Annotated in this window: 17 protein-coding genes; 10 read left to right on the top strand and 7 right to left on the bottom strand. The window is 62.0% G+C overall.

The genetic code is table 11. From position 1 onward, the window contains the following. Window positions 1-61 precede the first annotated feature (61 nt). Entirely contained in the window at window positions 62-1,246 is a 1,185-nt protein-coding gene (locus WCL58_RS10070) for an anaerobic sulfatase maturase (protein WP_049194547.1), read from the bottom strand. Further along, the gene (locus WCL58_RS10075) at window positions 1,243-2,955 is read right to left on the bottom strand and encodes an arylsulfatase (RefSeq protein WP_180548092.1); all 1,713 of its coding nucleotides are present in this window, start codon (window positions 2,953-2,955) and stop codon (window positions 1,243-1,245) included. The genes WCL58_RS10070 and WCL58_RS10075 overlap by 4 nt, the downstream gene beginning before the upstream one ends. Before the next feature lie 482 nt (window positions 2,956-3,437). Here WCL58_RS10075 and WCL58_RS10080 point away from each other — a divergent pair, with 482 nt between their 5' ends. From WCL58_RS10080 to WCL58_RS10095, 4 genes are all read left to right on the top strand, one after another. Further along, a complete protein-coding gene (locus WCL58_RS10080) occupies window positions 3,438-4,085 on the top strand; it encodes a helix-turn-helix transcriptional regulator (RefSeq protein ID WP_038878402.1) in 648 nt (215 codons plus the stop codon). A 139-nt stretch (window positions 4,086-4,224) separates the two neighbouring features. Further along, window positions 4,225-5,412, top strand: a complete 1,188-nt coding sequence (locus WCL58_RS10085; protein WP_049235384.1) for an MFS transporter — start codon at window positions 4,225-4,227, stop codon at window positions 5,410-5,412. Beyond that, window positions 5,409-6,521, top strand: a complete 1,113-nt coding sequence (locus WCL58_RS10090; RefSeq protein ID WP_100396022.1) for a class II histone deacetylase — start codon at window positions 5,409-5,411, stop codon at window positions 6,519-6,521. The genes WCL58_RS10085 and WCL58_RS10090 overlap by 4 nt, the downstream gene beginning before the upstream one ends. Window positions 6,522-6,616: 95 nt before the next feature. Beyond that, the gene (locus WCL58_RS10095; protein WP_149570987.1) at window positions 6,617-7,423 is read left to right on the top strand and encodes an alpha/beta hydrolase; all 807 of its coding nucleotides are present in this window, start codon (window positions 6,617-6,619) and stop codon (window positions 7,421-7,423) included. Between the two features lie 39 nt (window positions 7,424-7,462). On the opposite strand, the gene WCL58_RS10100 is transcribed toward WCL58_RS10095, so the two are convergent. The 3 genes from WCL58_RS10100 to WCL58_RS10110 form a co-directional block, all read right to left on the bottom strand. Continuing rightward, on the bottom strand, window positions 7,463-7,828 hold the full coding sequence (locus tag WCL58_RS10100; RefSeq protein WP_019454941.1) for a cupin domain-containing protein: 366 nt from the start codon (window positions 7,826-7,828) through the stop codon (window positions 7,463-7,465). 18 nt (window positions 7,829-7,846) lie between these two features. Continuing rightward, a complete protein-coding gene (locus tag WCL58_RS10105; protein ID WP_033636959.1) occupies window positions 7,847-9,148 on the bottom strand; it encodes an NAD(P)/FAD-dependent oxidoreductase in 1,302 nt (433 codons plus the stop codon). Between the two features lie 101 nt (window positions 9,149-9,249). Beyond that, window positions 9,250-10,008, bottom strand: a complete 759-nt coding sequence (locus tag WCL58_RS10110; RefSeq protein WP_197813719.1) for a helix-turn-helix transcriptional regulator — start codon at window positions 10,006-10,008, stop codon at window positions 9,250-9,252. Between the two features lie 229 nt (window positions 10,009-10,237). Here WCL58_RS10110 and WCL58_RS10115 point away from each other — a divergent pair, with 229 nt between their 5' ends. Continuing rightward, complete coding sequence (locus WCL58_RS10115) at window positions 10,238-11,365, top strand: iron-containing alcohol dehydrogenase (protein WP_142109222.1); 1,128 nt, start codon at window positions 10,238-10,240, stop codon at window positions 11,363-11,365. Window positions 11,366-11,631: 266 nt separating this feature from the next. Here the strand turns inward: WCL58_RS10115 and WCL58_RS10120 are convergent, their stop codons facing one another. After that, window positions 11,632-12,375 (bottom strand): metallophosphoesterase, encoded by a 744-nt coding sequence (locus WCL58_RS10120; protein WP_087762965.1) that lies wholly within the window; start codon window positions 12,373-12,375, stop codon window positions 11,632-11,634. Between the two features lie 96 nt (window positions 12,376-12,471). Between WCL58_RS10120 and WCL58_RS10125 the strand changes: the two genes are divergently transcribed. Together WCL58_RS10125 and WCL58_RS10130 are read left to right on the top strand one after the other, a co-directional pair. Then, on the top strand, window positions 12,472-13,494 hold the full coding sequence (locus tag WCL58_RS10125) for a type IV toxin-antitoxin system AbiEi family antitoxin (RefSeq protein WP_060440823.1): 1,023 nt from the start codon (window positions 12,472-12,474) through the stop codon (window positions 13,492-13,494). Beyond that, the gene (locus WCL58_RS10130) at window positions 13,448-14,272 is read left to right on the top strand and encodes a nucleotidyl transferase AbiEii/AbiGii toxin family protein (RefSeq protein WP_060440824.1); all 825 of its coding nucleotides are present in this window, start codon (window positions 13,448-13,450) and stop codon (window positions 14,270-14,272) included. Before WCL58_RS10125 ends, WCL58_RS10130 begins: the two co-directional genes overlap by 47 nt. 3 nt (window positions 14,273-14,275) lie before the next feature. Here WCL58_RS10130 and WCL58_RS10135 read toward each other — a convergent pair whose 3' ends face one another. Next, window positions 14,276-15,205, bottom strand: coding sequence for a LysR family transcriptional regulator (locus WCL58_RS10135; protein WP_060440825.1), 930 nt, complete (start codon window positions 15,203-15,205; stop codon window positions 14,276-14,278). 135 nt (window positions 15,206-15,340) lie between these two features. On the opposite strand from WCL58_RS10135, the gene WCL58_RS10140 reads away from it, so the two are divergent. The 3 genes from WCL58_RS10140 (at window position 15,341) to WCL58_RS10150 (ending at window position 19,704) form a co-directional block, all read left to right on the top strand. Continuing rightward, window positions 15,341-16,681 carry an aspartate aminotransferase family protein gene (locus WCL58_RS10140; RefSeq protein WP_047729079.1) on the top strand — a complete coding sequence of 447 codons (1,341 nt, stop codon included), beginning with the start codon at window positions 15,341-15,343 and terminating at the stop codon, window positions 16,679-16,681. A 10-nt stretch (window positions 16,682-16,691) separates the two neighbouring features. Continuing rightward, entirely contained in the window at window positions 16,692-18,200 is a 1,509-nt protein-coding gene (locus WCL58_RS10145; protein ID WP_336851066.1) for a CoA-acylating methylmalonate-semialdehyde dehydrogenase, read from the top strand. A gap of 127 nt (window positions 18,201-18,327) precedes the next feature. Further along, window positions 18,328-19,704: an APC family permease gene (locus WCL58_RS10150; protein ID WP_159318913.1), complete on the top strand. Its 1,377-nt coding sequence runs from the start codon at window positions 18,328-18,330 to the stop codon at window positions 19,702-19,704. Window position 19,705 lies beyond the last annotated feature (1 nt).

The raw sequence follows: 19,705 nt of genomic DNA on the forward strand, positions 1-19,705 counted from the left end.
GTAATCTCACTATAGAGAGGAAAGGAAAATGCTGACTATCGTCCTTAAGGACGAGACGCTTTCAACCTGCGGCCGCGCTCACGGCGGCGCGCCACTGCATCGCCCCCTGCGGGCTGCGCGGGTAGGCACGCAGCGGCGCCAGCAGCGCGGAAAAGAAGGCGTAATAGCCGGCGCACAACCGGTTGTAGCGATCTTCGCCCACATGCGCCGGGCAGCCGCCCTGGCAGACGCTTTTCACGCTGCAGCGTTGGCACTCGCGGCGCAGGCTCTTGTTTTTACCGAACGGCATCTCCGCCGCCCTTGCCGCCAGGGTGGCGAGCGGCGTGTGGCGATCGGCATGGCCGAGCAGGTGCTGCGCGTTGATCAGATGATCGCAGGCGTAAAGCCGCCCGTCCGGCTCCATCACCAGATTGCCGCCGCAGCGTTCGGCATGTACGCAGCTGGGGCTAACGTGGGTGAAATACTGCGCGTAGACCTGCTCGATGTTCATCACGAAGACCTGGCCGACGTGCCCGCGGCTGCGCCAGCGGCGGTATACCGCCAGCATGAAGCGCCCCCAGTTGGCGGCGCTCAGCCCATAGCCGGCGGTGGGCGCGTCCCCTTCCAGCATCAGCGGCTGGAACTGCAGATAGCGCGCCCCGATCGCCACCGCATGATCGTAGATCGCCTCGGCGCGATCCGCGACGCCGTCGTGCACCACCATCAGCAGGTTGAAGTCGATCTGATGGCGCTGCAACAGCGCAATGCCGCGCAGCGCCGCGTCATAGCTGGCGCCGCCGCGCTTGTCCGGCCGGTGGGCGTCCTGCACCTCGCGGTCGCCGTCCAGGCTGACGCCGAGGATAAAGTGATGCTGCCGGAACAGCCGGCACCAGGCGTCGTTCAGCAGGGTACCGTTGGTCTGCAGGCTGTTGCTGATCCGCACGCCCGGCGGCGCGTAGCGGCGTTGCAACGCCAGCGCCCGCTTGTAAAAACCGATCCCCGCCAGCAGCGGCTCACCGCCCTGCCAGACGAAGTTGATCTCGCGGCTGTAACGCGGCTGGGCGGCGATGTAGCCGCGGATAAATTCCGCCAGCAGGTCGTCGTCCATCTTGCGCGTCCGCTCCTGCTGGCGCTGCGGGTAGTAGCAGTAGCGGCAACCCAGGTTGCAGCCGGCGCCGATCGGCTTCACCAGCAAATGAAAAGGCGCCGCCGCGCGCGGTTCGCTCTCTACCGGGATCTGCTGCGCGCGCAGCTGGGCCAGGTTCATGGCGCCGCCTGCGGCAACGGTTTGTGGGTCAGCGGATCCAGGCCGATGTAGTCGCCGGTGCTGGCGTCTACACCGAGGTAGTCGATCGCTGCGCCTTTGGCTTCAATGACCATGCCCTGCTGCGCAAAGCGACGATACGCCTCGCTCAGCCGTTTGACTCGATCCGGGTTGGCGGCGGCCAGATCGCGCGTTTCCAGCGGATCGTCATGCAGGTTGAACAGCCCCCACGGCGCCATCTGCGCCGTCGGCCCGGCCTTCACCAACCGCCGCAGCTTCCAGACGCCGTCCACATAAGCGGCCTGGTTATGCAGCTCCACGCCGTAGGTCGCGCGCGGCACGCCGTCGGCCTCGCCGCTGAAATAGCGCTTGAAGCTGACGCCGACCATCGGCAGCGTCGGTTTGGCCTTCAGCGGTTTGTTGGCATCGATGCCGGCATAGTCATACAGCGTCGGCGCGATGTCATACACCGCCATCGGCGTGCGGTCGATGCCGCCGCGCCCCTTCAGCCGCGGCGCGGAGATGATGAAATCGGTATTGATGCCGCCCTGCGCGCTGGTGGTTTTATGGTAGTTGGCGTATGGCGCGTTGCTGACGTTGGCCCAGTGCGGCCCGTAGGAAATGAAAGATCCCTTGCGGCCGAGGTTGGCGTAGCTGTTGTCGAACTGCCGCCAATACTCCGGCTTCGAGCCGTAGTAGAAGCCGCTGGCCGGGTTGGCGCCGTTGTCGGTAGCGAACACGATCACCGTATTTTGGTCACGGCCGGTCTGCTTGAGGGTATTCAGCACCGCGCCGACCTGATCGTCCATATAAGCGATCATCGCCGCGTACACCTGCATGGTCTTGGCTTCATATTTTTGCTGCTCGGGCGTCAGCGCGTTCCAGGCCTTATCCAGCGCCAGCGTCGGCATCGGCGTGCGATCGGAAATCAACCCCAGCGCCTTCAGGCGCTGAATGCGCTGCTGATAGGCCTGCTGGTAACCGGCGTCGTATTTGCCGTCGAATTTGGCGATCCAGTCATCCGGCGCCTGCAGCGGATCGTGCGGCGCGGTAAACGCCAGATAGGCGAAGACGGGTTTGCTCTGCGGCGTATCGCGGATCCATTGTTCCAGCTGATCGGCATAGGCCTTGCTGGAATAGAAATCTTTGGGCAACGACACGCGTTTGCCGTTCAGGGTGTAGAAGGTATGGAACGCCTCCACGGTGCCCAGCGGTTTCGCATCGTCGAAATGGCTGGTGCCGCCCCCCATAAAGGCGAAGGCGCGCTCGAAGCCGCGATCAGTCGGTTTGGCGCCGTCGACGTAGCCCAGGTGCCATTTGCCCGCCATCATGGTGGCGTAACCCGCGTCGCGAAAACGCTCCGGCAATGTGGTCACGCGGTCGGTCAGCCGCATTTCATAGCCCGGCTGCGCGGCGGTGCTCTCATACCACCACATGCCGCCCATGCCGGCCTGCTGATTGGTGTTGCCGGTCATCAGCATCGACCGCGCCGGCGCCGACATCGGCGAGGTGTAGTACTGGCTCATGCGCACGCCACGTTCGGCCAGCGCCTGCAGGTTGGGCGTCGGTATCTCGCCGCCGAACGGGCTGATGTCGGAGTAGCCCATGTCGTCCACCAGAATGATCAGCACATTGGGGCGATCGGCATCCGCCCCCTGCGCCAGGCCCGATAAGGCGCCGCTCAACGCCACCGCCAACGTTTTTTTCTGCATCGTTCGTTCCCCGTATGGTCATGCGGACTGAACAACCCGACGCCTCAGCCCGAGAAAGGTCATCATTTTTTCGTCTTATACGTTTGGCGCCGCCTGGCGCTATCTTCAATTCGCAGTGTAGGAAGCGGCGGAAAAGCCTGGCTATCGTTCTTAAGAACGAGGAACGGCTCCAGTCGTGCCGGTTGTAGCACGCGCAGGGCGGCGAGGGCTTCACCTGGGCAAACATTGAAAAGCGCTGTAAATTCAGCGGGAAAAGCGGTGAATTATTTCATTAACCTATTAATGAAAATCGCGATAAATCCGAACTGAAAAGCCCTGATTAACGCAGTGTCATCTTGTTATTTATGTGTTTTATTGCAATCGGCCTCACGTTGTTAATATGTTTTTATTGTGTTGCCAAATTGCTACAACTATGCTTGTATCGTTCATATATTGACCGCCAACCTTCTCCAGATTGAATGATAAAGGGAGGAACACGAATCATGCACAGCACCGCATCCGATGCCTTTATCAACAGTTGTTTGGCGACCATCACGCACCTGATCCCGGTGTCCGCCGGGGTGTTTTATCTGGTCGATCGCGACCTGCGGCCGGATCACTACATCCTGCACGGCATGCCCGATAAAACGCATCAGCAGTATCTGAACCACTTCCAGCAGATAGATCCGCTGCAGCCGGCCAATTTCCATCGCCAGGACATCACCATGGTCGGCATGAGCCCGGCGGCGATCGCCGGCAACCGCCGCTATTACCACGACTTTATGCTGCCGAACGACATGCGCGACATGACGGAGATCTTCATCCGCCAGCGCAAGCGCATCGTCGCCGGGGTATCGCTGATCCGCGATACGCCGTTCACTGAAGTGGAGCGCGGCCGCCTGCGCGCGGTGCTGCCGCTGATCGAGCTGGCGACGCGCGATCTGTTGCCCGACGGCGAGGCGCAGCTGCTGACCGCCAAAGAGCAAGAGATCGTCAACATGGTGCGCGAAGGCGCCAGCAATAAGCGCATCGCCCTGAAGCTGGGCATTTCGCTGTCCACGGTGAAAACCCATATGCGCAATATTTTCGCCAAAACCGACGTGGTTAACCGCACCGAACTGGTCGCCGGCGGCTTTCTCGCCCACGGTTAACGCCCGATAACGGCCGCCGCTGCCGACGGCCGGAAAATAACGCCAAAACGTATTCGCCATTTATGGCGCGGCCTCCCCCTGCCCGCAATCGGGCCGGGCGGGATATTTCATCGTCACTCAACGCTTGGGGAAAAGGTTTATGTCCAGTGATTCAGTTTCCGCGCCCGCCGTCGGCGCGGCGCTCCCCTGCCCGCCGCGGCTGCTGACCGCCATTATCGTCTTCGCCGCCATCGCGCCGGGCATTCTGATGACCGCCCCCGCCGTGGCCGCCCAGCTCGCCGCACAATGGCAGCTCGGCCCGGCGCAGATCGGCCACCTGTTCTCCACCGAACTCGGCGCCATGAGCCTGGCCACGCTGCCAGCGTGGTGGTGGATCGGGCGCATCAACTGGCGACGGGTCGCTACGCTGTCGGCGCTGGTGTTTATCGTCGGCAACCTGGCTTCGGCGCTGGTGCAGGACTTTACCCTGCTGCTGCCGCTGCGCTTTATCGCCTCGCTGGCGGGCGGCACCCTGATGATCCTGTGCATCACCTGCGCCGCCGGCACCGCCAATCCCAGCCGGGTCTATGCCTTCTGGGTGCTCGGCCAACTGGTGCTGGGCGCGGTCGGGCTGCTGGTGCTGCCGCCGCTGTTCGCGCACTTCGGCCTGATGGCGGTCTACCTGATTCTGGCGGCCATCATGCTGTGCTGCCTGCCGCTCATCCCGGCATTCCCCAACGGTTTCACCGCCGCCCGCGCCGCCCGCAGCGGCCCCGCCGCCTCGCTGGCGCGCAAGCTGTGTGCCGTGCTGGCGGTGCTGACCTTTTACATCAGCCTGAGCGCGGTCTGGACCTTTATCGGCGGCATCGCCGCCGGCGCCGGGCTGTCGCCGGCCCACAGCGGCCAGGTGCTGGCCGTCGCCACCTTGCTCGGCATCGTCGGCGCGGGGGCAGCAGCGCTGATCGGCGCGCGCTTCGGCGGTGGACGCCTGATCGTGCTGGGGTACGCCCTGCTGCTGGCCAGCGTGGCGCTGCTGACGGGCCAGCCCCTGCTGCTGCGCTTCGCCCTGGCCGCTCTACTGTTCAAATTCACCTGGACCTTCGTGCTGCCGTTCATTCTGGCGCGGGTCGCCGGGTTGGATAACGACGGCAAGCTGATGAACGGCATCAACCTGGTGATCGGCGGCGGCATGGCCATCGGCCCGACGCTGGCCGGCTCTCTGATCGAATCTTTCGGCGGTTTCAACGCTTTGCTGTTCGGCGCGCTGGGCTGCGCGCTGCTGTCGCTGCTGTTGATTTCGCTGGCTTCACCGCGCGCACCGCGCCGTATAACAGGAGGAGAAAGGTGAAAAGAACAACCGGTTTCTTGTTTGATGAACGCTGTTTCTGGCACAGCACCGGCCTGCACGCCACTACCCTGCCGGTCGGCGGCTGGGTGCAACCGCCTTCGGGCGCCGGCCACGCCGAGTCGCCGGAAACCAAACGGCGCATGAAGAATCTGATGGACGTGTCCGGCCTGTCGCGCCAGCTCACCCTGCTGAGCGCCGAACCGGCGACGGAAGAAGACCTGCTGCGCATTCACCCCGCCCACTACCTGCAGCGTTTCAAACAGGTGAGCGACAGCGGCGGCGGCCTGCTGGGAGAGGAAGCGCCGCTGGGGCCGGGCAGCTATGAAATCGCCAAGCTCTCCGCCGGGCTGGCCTGCGCGGCGGTGGAAGCGGTGCTGCAGGGCGAGCTGGATAACGCCTATGCGCTGTCGCGCCCGCCGGGCCACCACTGCCTGCCGGATCAATCGATGGGTTTCTGCTTCCTGGCCAATATTCCCATCGCCATCGAGCGCGCCAAGGCTCGCCATGGCCTCGGCAAGGTGGCGGTAATCGACTGGGACGTGCACCACGGCAACGGCACCCAGCACATCTATTGGCAGCGCGGCGACGTGCTGACGCTGTCGCTGCATCAGGACGGCTGCTTCCCGGCGGGCTACTCCGGCGAACGGGATCGCGGCGAAGGCGACGGGGCGGGCTGCAACGTTAACGTGCCGATGCTGGCCGGCGCCGGCGACGACGGCTACCTGCACGCCATGCGGCGCATCATCATCCCGGCGCTGGAAAAATTCGAGCCGGAGCTGATCATCGTCGCCTGCGGCTACGATGCCAACGCCCTCGATCCGCTGGCGCGCATGCAGCTGCACAGCGACAGCTTCCGCGCCATGACCGCGCTGGTGCAGGACGCCGCCGACCGGCTGTGCGGCGGCAAGCTGGTGATGGTGCACGAAGGCGGCTATGCCGAATCCTACGTGCCGTTCTGCGGGCTGGCGGTGATGGAACAGCTGAGCGGCGTGCGCACTGAAGTGCAGGATCCGCTGCTGGCGTTTATCCAGCAACAGCAGCCGCGCGACGCCTTCAACCGCTTCCAGCGCGAAGCGCTCGACGAGCTGGCGCGCCAGTTCGGCCTGTAATCCCCTCTTTGCGGGCGCCGCACCCGGCGCCCCTGACAACCTCGCCGCCAGCCGCTACGCTGAAGGGCAACCCTACCCACCATGAGAACAATAACATGCCCGAACAAACCGTCAGCTTTATCAAAGGCCGTCACGGCGACATCGCCGTGCACGACTGGGGAAACGACCAGCCGCGCTATCTGGCGCTGCTGATACACGGCTACGGCGAGCACCTCGGCCGTTACCAATACGTGGCGCGCACGCTGCAGGCACAGGGCGCGCGGGTGTTTGGCCCCGACCACCTCGGCCACGGCCTGTCGCAGGGCGAACGCGTGCTGATCGAAGATTATGACGCCGTGGTCGACGACGTGCAGCGCGTGGTCAGCCATTTCCGGCAGCGATACCCCACCTTGCCGCTGGTGGTGATCGGCCACTCGATGGGCGGCATGATCGCCACCCGCTACGTGCAGCGCTACGGCGAGGAGGTGCGTGCGCTGGTGCTGTCCGGCCCGCTGCTTGGCGACAGAACGGCGATCTCCGATCTGGCCGAACTGCCGACGATCCCCGACGCGCCGCTGGATACCGCCACCCTGGCGCGCGATCCGGCGGTCGGCGCGGCCTATCAGGAAGATCCGCTGGTGTGGCACGGGCCGTTCAAGCGCCCCACCCTGCGCGCCATGCAGCGGATCCTCGCCGCCATCAACGCCGGGCCGGGCTTCGGCGCGCTGCCCACGCTGTGGATCCACGGCGACGACGATCGGCTGGTGCTGATGAGCGAAACGCAAACCGCGCTCGATCGTCTGCGCGGCGACGATTTCGAACGGATGATCAATGCGGGCGGGCGGCACGAGAGCTTTAACGAAACCAATAAGGATCAGATCCTCAAGCGGATGACCGATTTTATTGCGCGGGCGTTAGGCTAAGGCGCTCCCCCTCAGCGGGCCGAGGGGGGCATGACGGCGTCAGCCTTCGACGATGGCGAGGTAGTGTTTGACGAAGCGATCCGAGGTGATGTCCCAGCGCACCGGGGTACCCTTCTCGACGAACCAGGAATCGCCGGCCTGATACTGCACCGATTCGCCGGTGCGTTCGTTGGTCAGGGTCGCGCTGCCTTCCCACACCGTGGCGTGCTCGGCGAACGGATACTCCATCACGAAGCTGCCGCGGGTGCAGCTGAACACGCCGCAGTTCAGGTTGTCGGTCGGTTCGCCGAAGATGCTGGCCACGCCGACGGTCGGCGTGCCGGCGATCACCGTGGCGCCCAGGTTGCTGACGCTGCCGATCTCCAGCAGTTCCGGCAGCGGCTGTTTAAGCAGTAACGGTTTCATGAGATTCTCCTCTGAGGGTTAACGGCGGCCTTTCCAGTAGCCGGATGTCTGGTGCCAAACCTTACCGGCGGTGGTCATCACCCGCCGCAGCTTGTCCTTGCCGAAGATGTTGACGTGCGGGATCGAGCTCATCAGATCGTAACGATCGGATCCTTCGCTCATGCCCTCCGCCAGCACCTTGCACACGATGTGGCTCGGCGTCACGCCGAAGCCGGAGTAGCCCTGCACGTAAAACACGTTGTCGCGATCCGGCAGCGTGCCGATCTGCGGGAACAGGTTGGCGCTGCAGCACAGCGGGCCACCCCAGGCCAGATCGATCTTCACGTCTTTCAGGTACGGGAACACCTTCAGCATCAGGTTGCGGTTCCAGGCCTTGAGATCCGACGGGAAATATTCGATCAAGCGGGTGGCGCTGCCGAACAGCAGCCGGTTTTCGTTGGTCACCCGGTAATAGTCGATCACCGGGCGGATGTCGCTGTAGGCGCCGCGGATCGGGCTGATCTGGCGGATCAGATCGTCAGACAGCGGCTCGGTGGCCAGCTGGAAGGCGTAGGTATTGATGGTCTTGCGGTAGATCTGCGGCTCCATGCCGTTGAGGAAGCCGTTGCAGGCCCACAGCATCTTGTTGGCGCGCACCGAGCCCATGGCGGTGCGCACCGTGATGCGCGGGCCATACTCCACGTTGAGCACGCTGCTGTTCTCGAAGATTTTCACCCCGTAGCCGCTCAGCGCCTTGGCCTCGCCCAGCAGCAGGTTGAGCGAATGCACGTGGCCGCCGCCCATGTGTTTCAGCGCGCAGGTGTAGGCGTCTGAGCCCACCACCTGCTTCACCTCCGCCCCGGTGTAGAGCTCAATCTCCTCCTGCGGCGCTACCGCCTTGAACTCCTTCAGCCAGCCGCGCAGGGTCTTCTCCTGGCGCGCGTTGCTGCCGAGATAGCCGTAGCCGAAGCAGAAGTCGGCGTCGATGTCATATTTCTTGATGCGCTCGCGGATAATGCCGGCGCCGAGATTGCTGATTTTGAAGATGGTTTCCAGCCCGGCCGGGCCAACGTGGCGCTTGATCTTCTCCAGATCGTGGCCGATGCCGGCCATCACCTGGCCGCCGTTGCGCCCGGTGCCGCCGTAGCCTAGATAGCGGCCTTCGAGAATGGCGATGTTGGTGATGCCCTTCTCCGCCAGCTCCAGCGCGGTGTTGATGCCGGAGAAGCCGCCGCCGATGATCACCACGTCGACGTCCAGATCCTCTTCCAGCGTCGGGAAGCGCAGATCGTATTTTTTGGTCGCCGCGTAGTAGGTTAAGGACTCGATTTCGTTGTTCACTGCCGCACTCCCGATTGCCTATGCCATGACATCGGATTATCGGGAGGCGGCAGCCGTGCCGCTATGTCCCCTTAGGGACATTCGCTACAAAAAATTAACATTCACGCGCTGCGGCGCTGAGGGGCGGTCAGCAACAGGCTGAACAGTTCGGCCTGCGAGCCGATGTTCAGCTTGCCGTAGATGTTCTTGCGGTGATTTTTTACCGTGCCGAGGCTGATGAACAGCCGGTCGGCAATCTGCTGCGAACCGCAGCCGGCGAGGATCAGATCGACGATCTCGCGCTCGCGCGGCGTCAGCAGATAACGCACCTGCGCGCCATCGTCGTTCCCCGTGTCGCCCTCGGCCGGTGCCGCCACCACTTCGCCGTGCAGCCGCGCCACGCTTTTCACCAGCGTCAGCGCGCTGCGCAGATCCGCCCGCTGCGGGTAGCGCACCGCCACCGTGCGGCGCGCCGAGCCGAAGAACACCCCCAGCCCGCGCTCCGGCGTCAGCTGCAGCAGCACGCCGGCCTCATCGTGCCAGCCGGTCTTGCGATAAAAATTACGGTAATAGTCGCTGTGATAAAACCCGCAGGGCGCCAGCTGGCGCAGCGTGAGCACCTCGCCTTCGCCGCCGTCGTTCAGCGCGCGGTAAAACGGATCCTGCAGATAGGCGCCCTGTTGGTAGATCTGGTTAACCGCATCGCTGTTTTCCCGCTCGGTTTTGATCAGGCAGCGCGGCGGCCGGCCGCGTTCGAAGGCATAGACGATGGCGTTGTCGAAGGCGAAAAACCCTTCCAGCCAATTCAACAGGCTGGGATAAAAGCGCGGGCTGGCCACCGCATCGATCACCGCAGACAAGCGTTCAACCTGAATATCCATACCCGCCTCGCCATTATTAATACATTAACAATCTACCGATTTCGGATGGGGTTAGCCGCATGGCGGCCAGTACTGTTAAAAAAAGCATCCGGCGCGCCGAAATGCAAGAACGCGATCGTTTACATGTTAAACAACTCACAAGTTGCCGCAGCGGGGAAAGCGGTGGCCGCTCCGCGCCCGCTGGCTTATGCTGTGGCATCGCGCCCTGCAACGCCGTCAAGGAGACCTCATGTCCGTCAGCCACATCATCGCCAACCGCCAGACCTGGTTCGGCCACGGCAGCATCCAGCAACTGCCGCCGCTGCTGCTTGCCGATCCGCAGCCGACGCTGCTGTTCAGCTGCCGATCTTTTCTCAACGGCCCGGTGTACGCCGGCCTGCGCGCATCGCTGACGCCGCTGCTCATCGGCACCGAGATCGTCAGCCACGAGGCGTCGCCGCAGGAAATAGACGCCTGGGTGGCGCGCTGGCGCGGCCAGGCGCGGCGCGTGGTGGCCATCGGCGGCGGCAGCGTGCTGGATGCCGCCAAGGCGTTCTCCGCGCTGGTGGAACATCCGCTGCCGACGCTGCGCTATATGGAAAAAGTGGGCGACAGCAAAATCAGCGGCGCCACCCTGCCGCTGATCGCCATTCCTACCACCGCCGGCACCGGCAGCGAGGTGACGCAGAACGCGGTGATCACCGACACCCAGGTCAGCAAAGTGAAGGCCTCGCTGCGCCACAATAACTTCGTGCCGCACACCGCCATTCTCGATCCGCAGCTGCTGGCCGGCGCGCCGGACAAGGTGCTGGCCTACTGCGCCATCGACGCCTTCACCCACCTGTTCGAGGCCTATCTGTCGAAAACCGCCGGCGCCATGACGCGCGACATGTCGCTGAGCGGCATCCGCCACTTCCTTGCGGCATGGCCGGCGCTCAACCGCAGCGACGCGGCGCGCGAAGCGATTATGCAAGCTTCGTACCTTGGGGGGCTGACGCTGAGCGCCGCCGGGCTGGGGGTGATCCACGGCATCGCCGGCGAGATCGGCGCGCTGCGCGACTACCACCACGGCCAGGTCTGCGGCCGCCTGCTGCTGCCGTTCCTTGCCCTGTTGGAAAGCAGCGAACAGCCGCAGCAACGCGCGCTGATGGCCGAGCTGGCCGCGCGCCTGTACCCGCACTGGCAGGGCAGCCCGGAGAGCTACCTGACCGATTTCATCACCCGCCACGCCATCGCGCCATTCTGGCAGGACGATTTGCCGATTTCCGGCCAGGAACTGGCGGTGGCGCTGGAGAAATCCAACAGCAAGAATTCCTGGATCGACTATGCGCCGGCACAGCGGCAACGGATGATCGAAGAGGCGTTTCGCGTCGAATGATGATATCTACCCTAACTAAATAGTTGGAGCGGCATCCCGGCGGCAAGAGGTGGCTCGCCAGGAGCTTACTCAAGTCAGTGACTGGCGTACGCACTCGCAGCCAACACAGATGCAGTTTCAAGTATGACGGGTATAATCAGATCAACGCACTAGCAGGAGTTAAGGAAATGGGCATCATCGGCTGGATCTTCGCCGGCATCGCGGTCGGCATCCTGGTCGGCGCGCTGATCAAAATCTTCGGCAAGAAGAAAGAGCAGTAAGCGACTTTAAGCAGCATCAAATGCCTGCTCGACAATACCGTCTTTTCTCAACAAATAGCGGCGGTGTGTTCCCAGTTCGAGCAGGCAAAGCGCCCCACGGTTGGCGATATCAAACGCGCCATAATCCAGGTTGCACATATTGCCCAATTGGCGCGCACCTTCACCTGGCGTATGCCCGCACAGTACATAACCGACATTCATTATTGGCCCATCGTACTTGGCACGGTTACGCCGGCGCCCAAAAAGACAGCTATGCGTACTCACCGGGTCTCCAGATTGCAACCCTGTAAGGAACGTTTCGAGGCAATCTATTTCAGGAGGCACCTCAGCATGAATCACGCAATAATCGACTTGAGCGACGGTGAGTTTAATCACCCAAGGGAGCATCATGGCTAGCTGCTGGCAGCGGTACCGCATCGCATCGTCCAGTTCAAAAAACCAATCCCCGCCCATCATCTTCCATCTCTGAGCGATCTCACTTTGCCGCTGGCTCTCGGTCGCTTGCCTATAATCAAGCAGCACTTTCTCATGATTGCCCAACACAGAAAAAAACCAGGGCTGCTCAAGTAATGTCAGACACCCCAAACTGTTCGTGCCACGATCGATTAAGTCACCCACGGCGACCAGACGATCACGGCGTGTGTCGAACCCGACATGCTCAAGCAGCACACGTAACTCATCCAGGCAGCCGTGCAGATCGCCAACGGCAAAATCTCGTCCCTGTTCATTCTTGGCCAATTCGGTAATCATCCTTCCTCACCTGTCGAGTAATCACTTGCAGCACACCACTTTTGTTCATAGTATTAATTTGTTCACGACTCATGAACAAAAGGAGAGTATGAACAAATGTCTAAACCAGAAACCGAAGATGCGCTTTTGACCGCAGTAAGCGAAAATTTGCCGACCAACCTGCACCTGACGGTGAAACGCTCTTCGAACAATGAGGACTACGACGGTCTGGCAATCCTGACTGTCGGACGCGATCAAACCTTTGACTTCAAGATAGAGATAAAATCGATCCACCGGAAAGAAAATCTCTTTTTGCTGAAAAAAGCATGGCACGACGATGCAACAGACCAACGTCTGCTTATCTGCCCTCACCTGACCGCCGCTCAAGCCGAGATTTGTGAAGAACTGCGTCTCAATTTCATTGATGCCGCCGGTAATGCCAGCATCGTTACTAAAGGGCTGTTTCTGCGTATTTCCGGCAAAAAGCCGGTTAAATCCCTCACTAATAGTGATAATAGTGCAGCCAGGATCAGTGAAGGAACACTAAAACTACTGCTGGTGTTGTTAAACGACGAACAGGCGATCAATGCAACCTATCGCGAGCTCTCCGCCGCTGCGGGCATCTCACTGGGGATGGTCAGTAAGGCGTTCGAGTATCTGGAAAGTCAGCGCTATTACCGCAAATCGAAAAGCGGACGCAGATTATTGTCACCTGAATCGCTGACAGCACTTTGGCTGCGTGAATATGCAGTCATGATCCGACCAAAGTTAAAAAGGCTCAATCTGGTCGCGCCAACAAACTGGCAAGACCTGACGTTGAAGCCAAACGAGATTTGGGGAGGAGAAGCGGCCGCGGCGCTGCTAACCGAAGGTTATCTTTACCCCGAGACCTTGATGCTGTTTACCCACACCCCATTGCAGCAACGTAGAAAAGAGCTGGGTATGCTTCCTCAGCAACATGGCGGGCTGCAAATGACCGGTGCATTCTGGGGTGAGACGCTGAAACTCACCCTACGTTCTCAGGCCATGCTCAGCATCGCTGAATTACTCGCCAGCCGAGATAGCCGTAATCTCGAAGTCGCCAGGATGATAAATGACAAATACCTTGGTCTTACAGATAGCGCTCTCTTCAGAGACTGAAAAGCTGCTCACGCAAATTGTCACCGTTTGCGCGCAGCAAAATGTGGCTTTCTTCGTTGCGGGCGCAACGGCACGCGAAGTGCTAATACACCATATCCATGGCCGAAGGCCCGGGCGCAGAACCAGCGACATTGATATCGCCATCTTTGTCGATGATTGGTCGTCGTTTACGGAACTGCAGGCGGCTTTCATCGCCGAAGGCGCAACAACCACAAAAGGCAACCCGCACCATTTGATCTGGGCGGAAAACCACTTGGATATCATTCCGTTCGGCGGCGTAGCGGAAGAGAATAAAATCGCCTGGCCTCCCGACCGAGCGATAGTCATGAATGTCGACGGCTTCCGGGAAGCCTTTGAGCATACGGTCGTCGTGCGCTTGTTTAACGGTGCTGAACTGCCGTTTTGCTCTTTACCGGGATTAGCCATGCTAAAAATTTTCGCCTGGCAAGCCCGCGGACATGGGAACGGGAAGGACGCCATCGACCTTTTCACCATCATTAGCGAATATGGCAACATTGAAGAAGAACGCATTTGGGACGCCCCGCTTGAAGAGGATGACCTGGACGCGGATCTGGAGAGAATGGGTGCATTTCTGCTTGGTCTCGATATTGCCGCACTTCTGCAACAAAGTTCACACGGCATTACTGCCGCTCAATTATTGTCGCTGCAAAGCCATAAAATTGTCGATGCGATTGTCTCCTCAAATACCCGGGAAACCCCAGATCGCATTGAACAACTGGTCGAGGATTTTTGGCGCGGCATCGCGTTCAGAGAATAATCCTCATTCCATTCCGTGGGCCGCCAGCAGGCACTCATGGAACAGCTTCACCACCCGCTGCGGCACCGGCGAGCGGCGCAGCACGCTGGAGTATTCGCAGTGATAGCGGAACAGCGCCGGTTTGATCGCCCGCATCATATTCTGCGCCACGAAAAACGCCGCGTAGTGATCCGGCAAAAAGCCGACGTATTTGCCGGACAGGATCAGCGTGGCGATCGACTCCTGCGCGAACCCCGTCGCCTTGCGATGCAAATGTTGCTGCAGGCTCAGTTCCATATTCGGCGAATGGTAGCCTAATCCGGCGAAGGCATAATTGTGCAGCAGATCCCAATTTAATGTTTCATGGGGGGCGGAAAATAATTCATGCTGCGCGCCGCAATATAAGAACATCCTCTCACTGAATAACGAATGATAAGATAAACTTTCCGCGCTGCGGTGCATGGGAATAACGCCAACCTGAAATTGTCCGTCAATGACGCCGCGTTCAATGGTATTAATCGGCTCCACGTACATTTGCAAAGAAACCTCCGGCGCACGCTCGCTGAATAATGCGATGGCCCGGCCGATCTGCGCCTGCGGATTGCTGACCGTATGATCGAATATCGCCACGTGCAGCTGCCCGCCCATGCGCTGGTGCACCTCGTCTACCCCGCGCCGGAACGCCTCGGTGGCCGCCAGCAGGTTGACCGTTTCCTGGTAGATAAGCAGCCCCTCGTCGGTGACCGCAAAGCCCTCGCGCCCGCGCTGGCACAGCGTCAGGCCCAGCCGCTGCTCCAGATCCTTGATGTGCTTGCTGATGGTCGACAGGCTGATATTCAGCTCCAGTTCGGCGGCGCTCATGCCGCCGCAGTCGACCACGGCCTTGAATACCCGCAGCAAACGCAGATCCATATCCGACAATTGCCCTAACAGCGCGCGCTTTTTTACTTGCATAAAACCTTAAGTAAGTTTCGACATATGATTATTCACAGTAGAGAACAAGCGGTACATAGTCAATTTCGCACAACAATTCGTTAACAACTCGGTTTATTTCATTAATCGCTCTTATTTTCCTGTTCGGAGGAAAACATGGCCGCTGAAAATCACCCGCTAAATAGTCTCGATGCCGAAGGGTTAGAGGCCCATTGGATGCCTTTTACCGGTAACCGTAATTTTAAAGCGCAGCCGCGCATCATTACTCAAGCCGCGGGGGCGTATTACACCAGCCATGACGGCAGAAAGATTTTCGACGGCCTGTCCGGGTTATGGTGTTGCGGATTGGGGCACGGCCGGCAGGAAATCACCGACGCCGCCCAGCGCCAGCTGGCGACGCTGGATTACTCGCCGGCGTTTCAGTTCGGCCACCCGCTGTCGTTCGAACTGGCCAACAAGATCAAGGCACTGACGCCGGCGGGGCTGGATTACGTGTTCTTCACCGGCTCCGGATCGGAAGCGGCGGACACCTCGCTGAAAATGGCGCGCGCTTACTGGCGCGCCAAAGGCCAGGCGGGCAAAACCTGCTTTATCGGCCGGGAAAAGGGCTATCACGGCGTTAACTTCGGCGGTATCTCGGTCGGCGGCATCGCCGGCAACCGCAAGACGTTCGGCGCCGGCGCCGAAGCGGACCACCTGCCGCACACCCTGCTGGCCGGCAACGCCTTTTCGCGCGGCATGCCGCAACAGGGGGCAGAGCTGGCGGAAGAGCTCAACCGCATCATCGCGCTGCGCGACGCCTCAACGATCGCCGCGGTGATCGTCGAACCCTTCTCCGGCTCCGCCGGGGTGATCGTGCCGCCGGTCGGCTACCTGCAGCGCCTGCGCGAAATCTGTACCCAGCATGACATCCTGCTGATCTTCGACGAAGTGATCACCGCCTTCGGCCGCTGCGGCGCGATGACCGGCGCCGAGGCGTTCGGCGTCACGCCGGACATCATGAACATCGCCAAACAGGTGACCAACGGCGCGCAGCCGATGGGCGCGGTGGTGGTGCGGCCGGAGATCTACCACACCTTCATGAACGGTGGCGAGCCGGACTACCAGCTCGAATTCCCGCACGGCTACACCTACTCCGCCCACCCGGTCAGCTGCGCGGTCGCGCTGGCGACGCTGGACATTCTGCAGCGCGAACAGATGGTGGAGCGCGTACAGGCGCTGGCGCCCTACTTCGAGCGCGCGGTGCACAGCCTGCAGGGAGCCAAACACGTCGCCGACATTCGCAACATCGGCCTGGCGGCCGGCATTACGCTGGCGGCACGGCCGGGCGAACCGGCGCGGCGCCCCTTCGAGGCGGCGATGCGCTGCTGGGAAAGCGGATTTTACGTGCGCTACGGCGGCGACACCCTGCAGCTGGCGCCGCCGTTCATCAGCAGCGAAGCGCAGATCGATGCGCTGATCAACGCCGTGGGCGACGCCCTCAACGCCACCGAATAAGGAGAGAACCATGACCATTACCCATTGGATCAACGGCGAGCCCGCCGCCGGCGGCGAACGCAGCCAGCCGGTTTACGACCCGGCCACCGGCCAATCGGCGCAGGAGGTGCAGCTGGCCGACCGTGCCACGGTGGAGCGCGCCATCGCCGCCGCCGAACAGGCCTATCCCGCCTGGCGCGACACCCCGCCGCTGAAGCGCGCGCGCATCATGATGAAGCTCAAGGACCTGCTGGAGCAGCACGCCGACGCCATCTGCCAACTGATCACCGCCGAGCACGGCAAGGTGCTCAGCGACGCCCTGGGCGAACTGCAGCGCGGCATCGAGAATATCGAATACGCCGGCTATGTGCCGGAACTGCTGAAGGGCGAACACAGCAAAGAGGCCGGCCCGGGCATCGACAGCTGGAGCGAGTTTCAATCGTTGGGGGTGGTGGCGGGCATCACGCCGTTCAACTTCCCGGCGATGGTGCCGCTGTGGATGTGGCCGATGGCGGTGGCGTGCGGCAACACTTTCGTGCTGAAGCCTTCCGAGCGCGTGCCTTCCGCCGCGCTGTATATCGCACGGCTGGCGGCGGAAGCCGGGCTGCCGCCGGGGGTGCTCAACGTGGTCAACGGCGATCGCGAAGCGGTGGAGACGCTGCTGCATGACGGGCGCGTCAAAGCGATCAGCTTCGTCGGTTCGACGCCGGTGGCAGAACACATCTATCACACCGGCTGTGGGCAGAACAAACGGGTGCAGGCGTTGGGCGGCGCCAAGAACCACGCGGTGGTGCTGCCTGACGCCGATATCCCCGGCGCGGTCGGCGCGCTGATGGGCGCCGCCTTCGGCTCCTGCGGCCAGCGTTGCATGGCCATCCCGCTGGTGGTGGCGGTGGGCGACGGCACCGCCGAAGCGCTGATCGCCGGGCTGCGGCAACAGATGGCCGCCATGCGCGTCGGCCCCGGCAGCGACAACCACAACGACATGGGGCCGCTGGTGACCCAACAGCATTATCAGAAGGTAAAAGGCTATATCGATCAGGGCGTGGCCGAAGGCGCCGAGCTGCTGGTGGACGGCCGCGAATTGAGCGTGATCGGCGCAGACGGCCGCCCCAGCCAGGGGTATTTCCTCGGCCCGACGCTGTTCGATCGCGTGACGCCCGGCATGCGCATCTATCAGGAGGAGATCTTCGGCCCGGTGCTCGGCGTGGTGCGCGCGGCGTCGCTACCGGAGGCGATGGCCTTGATCGACGCCCACGAATACGGCAACGGCACCTGTCTGTTCACCCGCGACGGCGAAGCGGCGCGCTACTTCTCCAGTCGCATTCAGGTCGGCATGGTGGGGATCAACGTGGCGCTGCCGGTGCCGGTGGCCTACCACTCGTTCGGCGGCTGGAAGCGCTCGCTGTTCGGCGATCTGCACGCCTACGGCCCGGACGCCGTCAGGTTCTACACCAAACGCAAGACCGTGACCCAGCGCTGGCCGGCCTCCGGCGATGCCCGGCGCGCCAGCTTCAGCTTCCCGTCGGGACAGGGGTAACACATAAGAACAATAAACTTCCGGGGAGCAACGCTCCCCGGCATTTCCGCGCGCTCCATTTGATTCCTGCGTACAGCCTGTGCAGCAAAACAATAATTCACTCACACGTTAATGGAGTCGTTATCCCATGAAAGAGTCCGCCCCTGAACACACCTTCAAAGGCAATCTCAGCGTCCTCGACGTGGTGATGATCACCGCGTCCGGCGTGACGCCGGCCAGTTCGATTTTCGTCATCGCCCCGCTGGCGATCGCCAGCGCCGGCAGCGGCGCCTTTCTGTCGTTTCTGATCGCCGCCTGCGTCGCCGCCGCCATCGCGCTGTGCTATGCCGAGCTCGGCGCCGCACACCCCAGCGCCGGCGGTGAGTACAGCATCATCAAGCGCCTGTTCGGTACCCTGTGCGGGTTGCAGACCTACCTGTTTATCCTCAGCGCCTCACTGTTCGTGCCGGCGGTGCTGGCCACCGGCGCGGTGCCCTACCTGAACACCGCGCTGGGCACCCAGTTCGACGCCTCGACCGCCGGCATGCTCACCGTGCTGGTCGGCGGCATCTGCGCCATTTTCAACATCAAGGCCAACGCCCTGCTGACCGGCGCCTTTCTGGTGGTGGAAGTGGCGGTGCTGGCGCTGATCGCCTGGCTCGGCTTCAGCCACCCGCATCAGAGCACGGAGATCCTCACCGCGCCGGTGATGCTGGACGCGCAGGGCAGCCTGGCGCCGGTGTCGCTGCCGCTGATCGTCGCCATGGTCGGGGTCGCGCTGTTCTCCTACAACGGCTACGGTGCGGCGGTGTACATGGCGGAAGACATGCGCGAACAGGGCAGACCGATGGCGATCGCGATCATGCTGACGCTGGTCATCGTGGTGCTGGTGGAGCTGGTGCCGTTCACCGCCCTGCTGATCGGTTCGCCGTCGCTGACCGAGATGGCCAAACAGGCCGATCCGGTCGGCTATGTGGTCACCCAGCTCGGCGGCCCGACGCTGGCGCGGGTGGTAAGCGGCGCGATTTATCTGTCGGTGTTCAACGCCATCATCGCCATCGTGGCGCAGTTCAGCCGCATGATGTTCGCCAGCGGGCGCGACGGCTTCTGGCTGCCGACGTTTAACCGGGCGCTGAAAATCGTCCACCCGCGCTTCGGCACCCCCTGGATCGCCACCCTGCTGTTCGGCGTGCCGTCGGCGCTGCTGGCGTTTTGCTCCGATCTCGAATCGCTGACCTCGTTCACCGTGATCCTGCTGCTGCTGGTGTACATCATCATGGCGGTGGCGGCGCTGATCAGCCGCCGTCGCCGCCACTTCCACCACCCGTACCTGATGCCGCTGTGGCCGCTGCCGGTGGTGGTGGCGCTGCTGTGCTGCCTGTACGTGCTGTGGACGATTTTGATCGCCAGCAGCCTGAAAGACTTTATTATCATTGCCGGCATTATCGGCTTCGGGCTGGCGCTGAACCATCTGCGCGGCCGCCAGACGGCGCCCCTCGCCGCCCCCTCAATAGAAGGAGAATAAC

This window comes from Serratia sp. TMDUHS_CL (assembly GCF_037137105.1).
GTDB classification, from domain to species: domain Bacteria; phylum Pseudomonadota; class Gammaproteobacteria; order Enterobacterales; family Enterobacteriaceae; genus Serratia; species Serratia nevei.

Bases quoted from the DNA above. Each gene is read 5' to 3' on its own strand.
- WCL58_RS10070 (WP_049194547.1), bottom strand. From the start codon at position 1,246: ATGAACCTGGCCCAGCTGCGCGCGCAGCAGATCCCGGTAGAGAGCGAA.
- WCL58_RS10075 (WP_180548092.1), bottom strand. From the start codon at position 2,955: ATGCAGAAAAAAACGTTGGCGGTGGCGTTGAGCGGCGCCTTATCGGGC.
- WCL58_RS10080 (WP_038878402.1), top strand. From the start codon at position 3,438: ATGCACAGCACCGCATCCGATGCCTTTATCAACAGTTGTTTGGCGACC.
- WCL58_RS10085 (WP_049235384.1), top strand. From the start codon at position 4,225: ATGTCCAGTGATTCAGTTTCCGCGCCCGCCGTCGGCGCGGCGCTCCCC.
- WCL58_RS10095 (WP_149570987.1), top strand. From the start codon at position 6,617: ATGCCCGAACAAACCGTCAGCTTTATCAAAGGCCGTCACGGCGACATC.
- WCL58_RS10100 (WP_019454941.1), bottom strand. From the start codon at position 7,828: ATGAAACCGTTACTGCTTAAACAGCCGCTGCCGGAACTGCTGGAGATC.
- WCL58_RS10110 (WP_197813719.1), bottom strand. From the start codon at position 10,008: ATGGATATTCAGGTTGAACGCTTGTCTGCGGTGATCGATGCGGTGGCC.
- WCL58_RS10115 (WP_142109222.1), top strand. From the start codon at position 10,238: ATGTCCGTCAGCCACATCATCGCCAACCGCCAGACCTGGTTCGGCCAC.
- WCL58_RS10120 (WP_087762965.1), bottom strand. From the start codon at position 12,375: ATGATTACCGAATTGGCCAAGAATGAACAGGGACGAGATTTTGCCGTT.
- WCL58_RS10125 (WP_060440823.1), top strand. From the start codon at position 12,472: ATGTCTAAACCAGAAACCGAAGATGCGCTTTTGACCGCAGTAAGCGAA.
- WCL58_RS10130 (WP_060440824.1), top strand. From the start codon at position 13,448: ATGACAAATACCTTGGTCTTACAGATAGCGCTCTCTTCAGAGACTGAA.
- WCL58_RS10135 (WP_060440825.1), bottom strand. From the start codon at position 15,205: ATGCAAGTAAAAAAGCGCGCGCTGTTAGGGCAATTGTCGGATATGGAT.
- WCL58_RS10140 (WP_047729079.1), top strand. From the start codon at position 15,341: ATGGCCGCTGAAAATCACCCGCTAAATAGTCTCGATGCCGAAGGGTTA.
- WCL58_RS10145 (WP_336851066.1), top strand. From the start codon at position 16,692: ATGACCATTACCCATTGGATCAACGGCGAGCCCGCCGCCGGCGGCGAA.
- WCL58_RS10150 (WP_159318913.1), top strand. From the start codon at position 18,328: ATGAAAGAGTCCGCCCCTGAACACACCTTCAAAGGCAATCTCAGCGTC.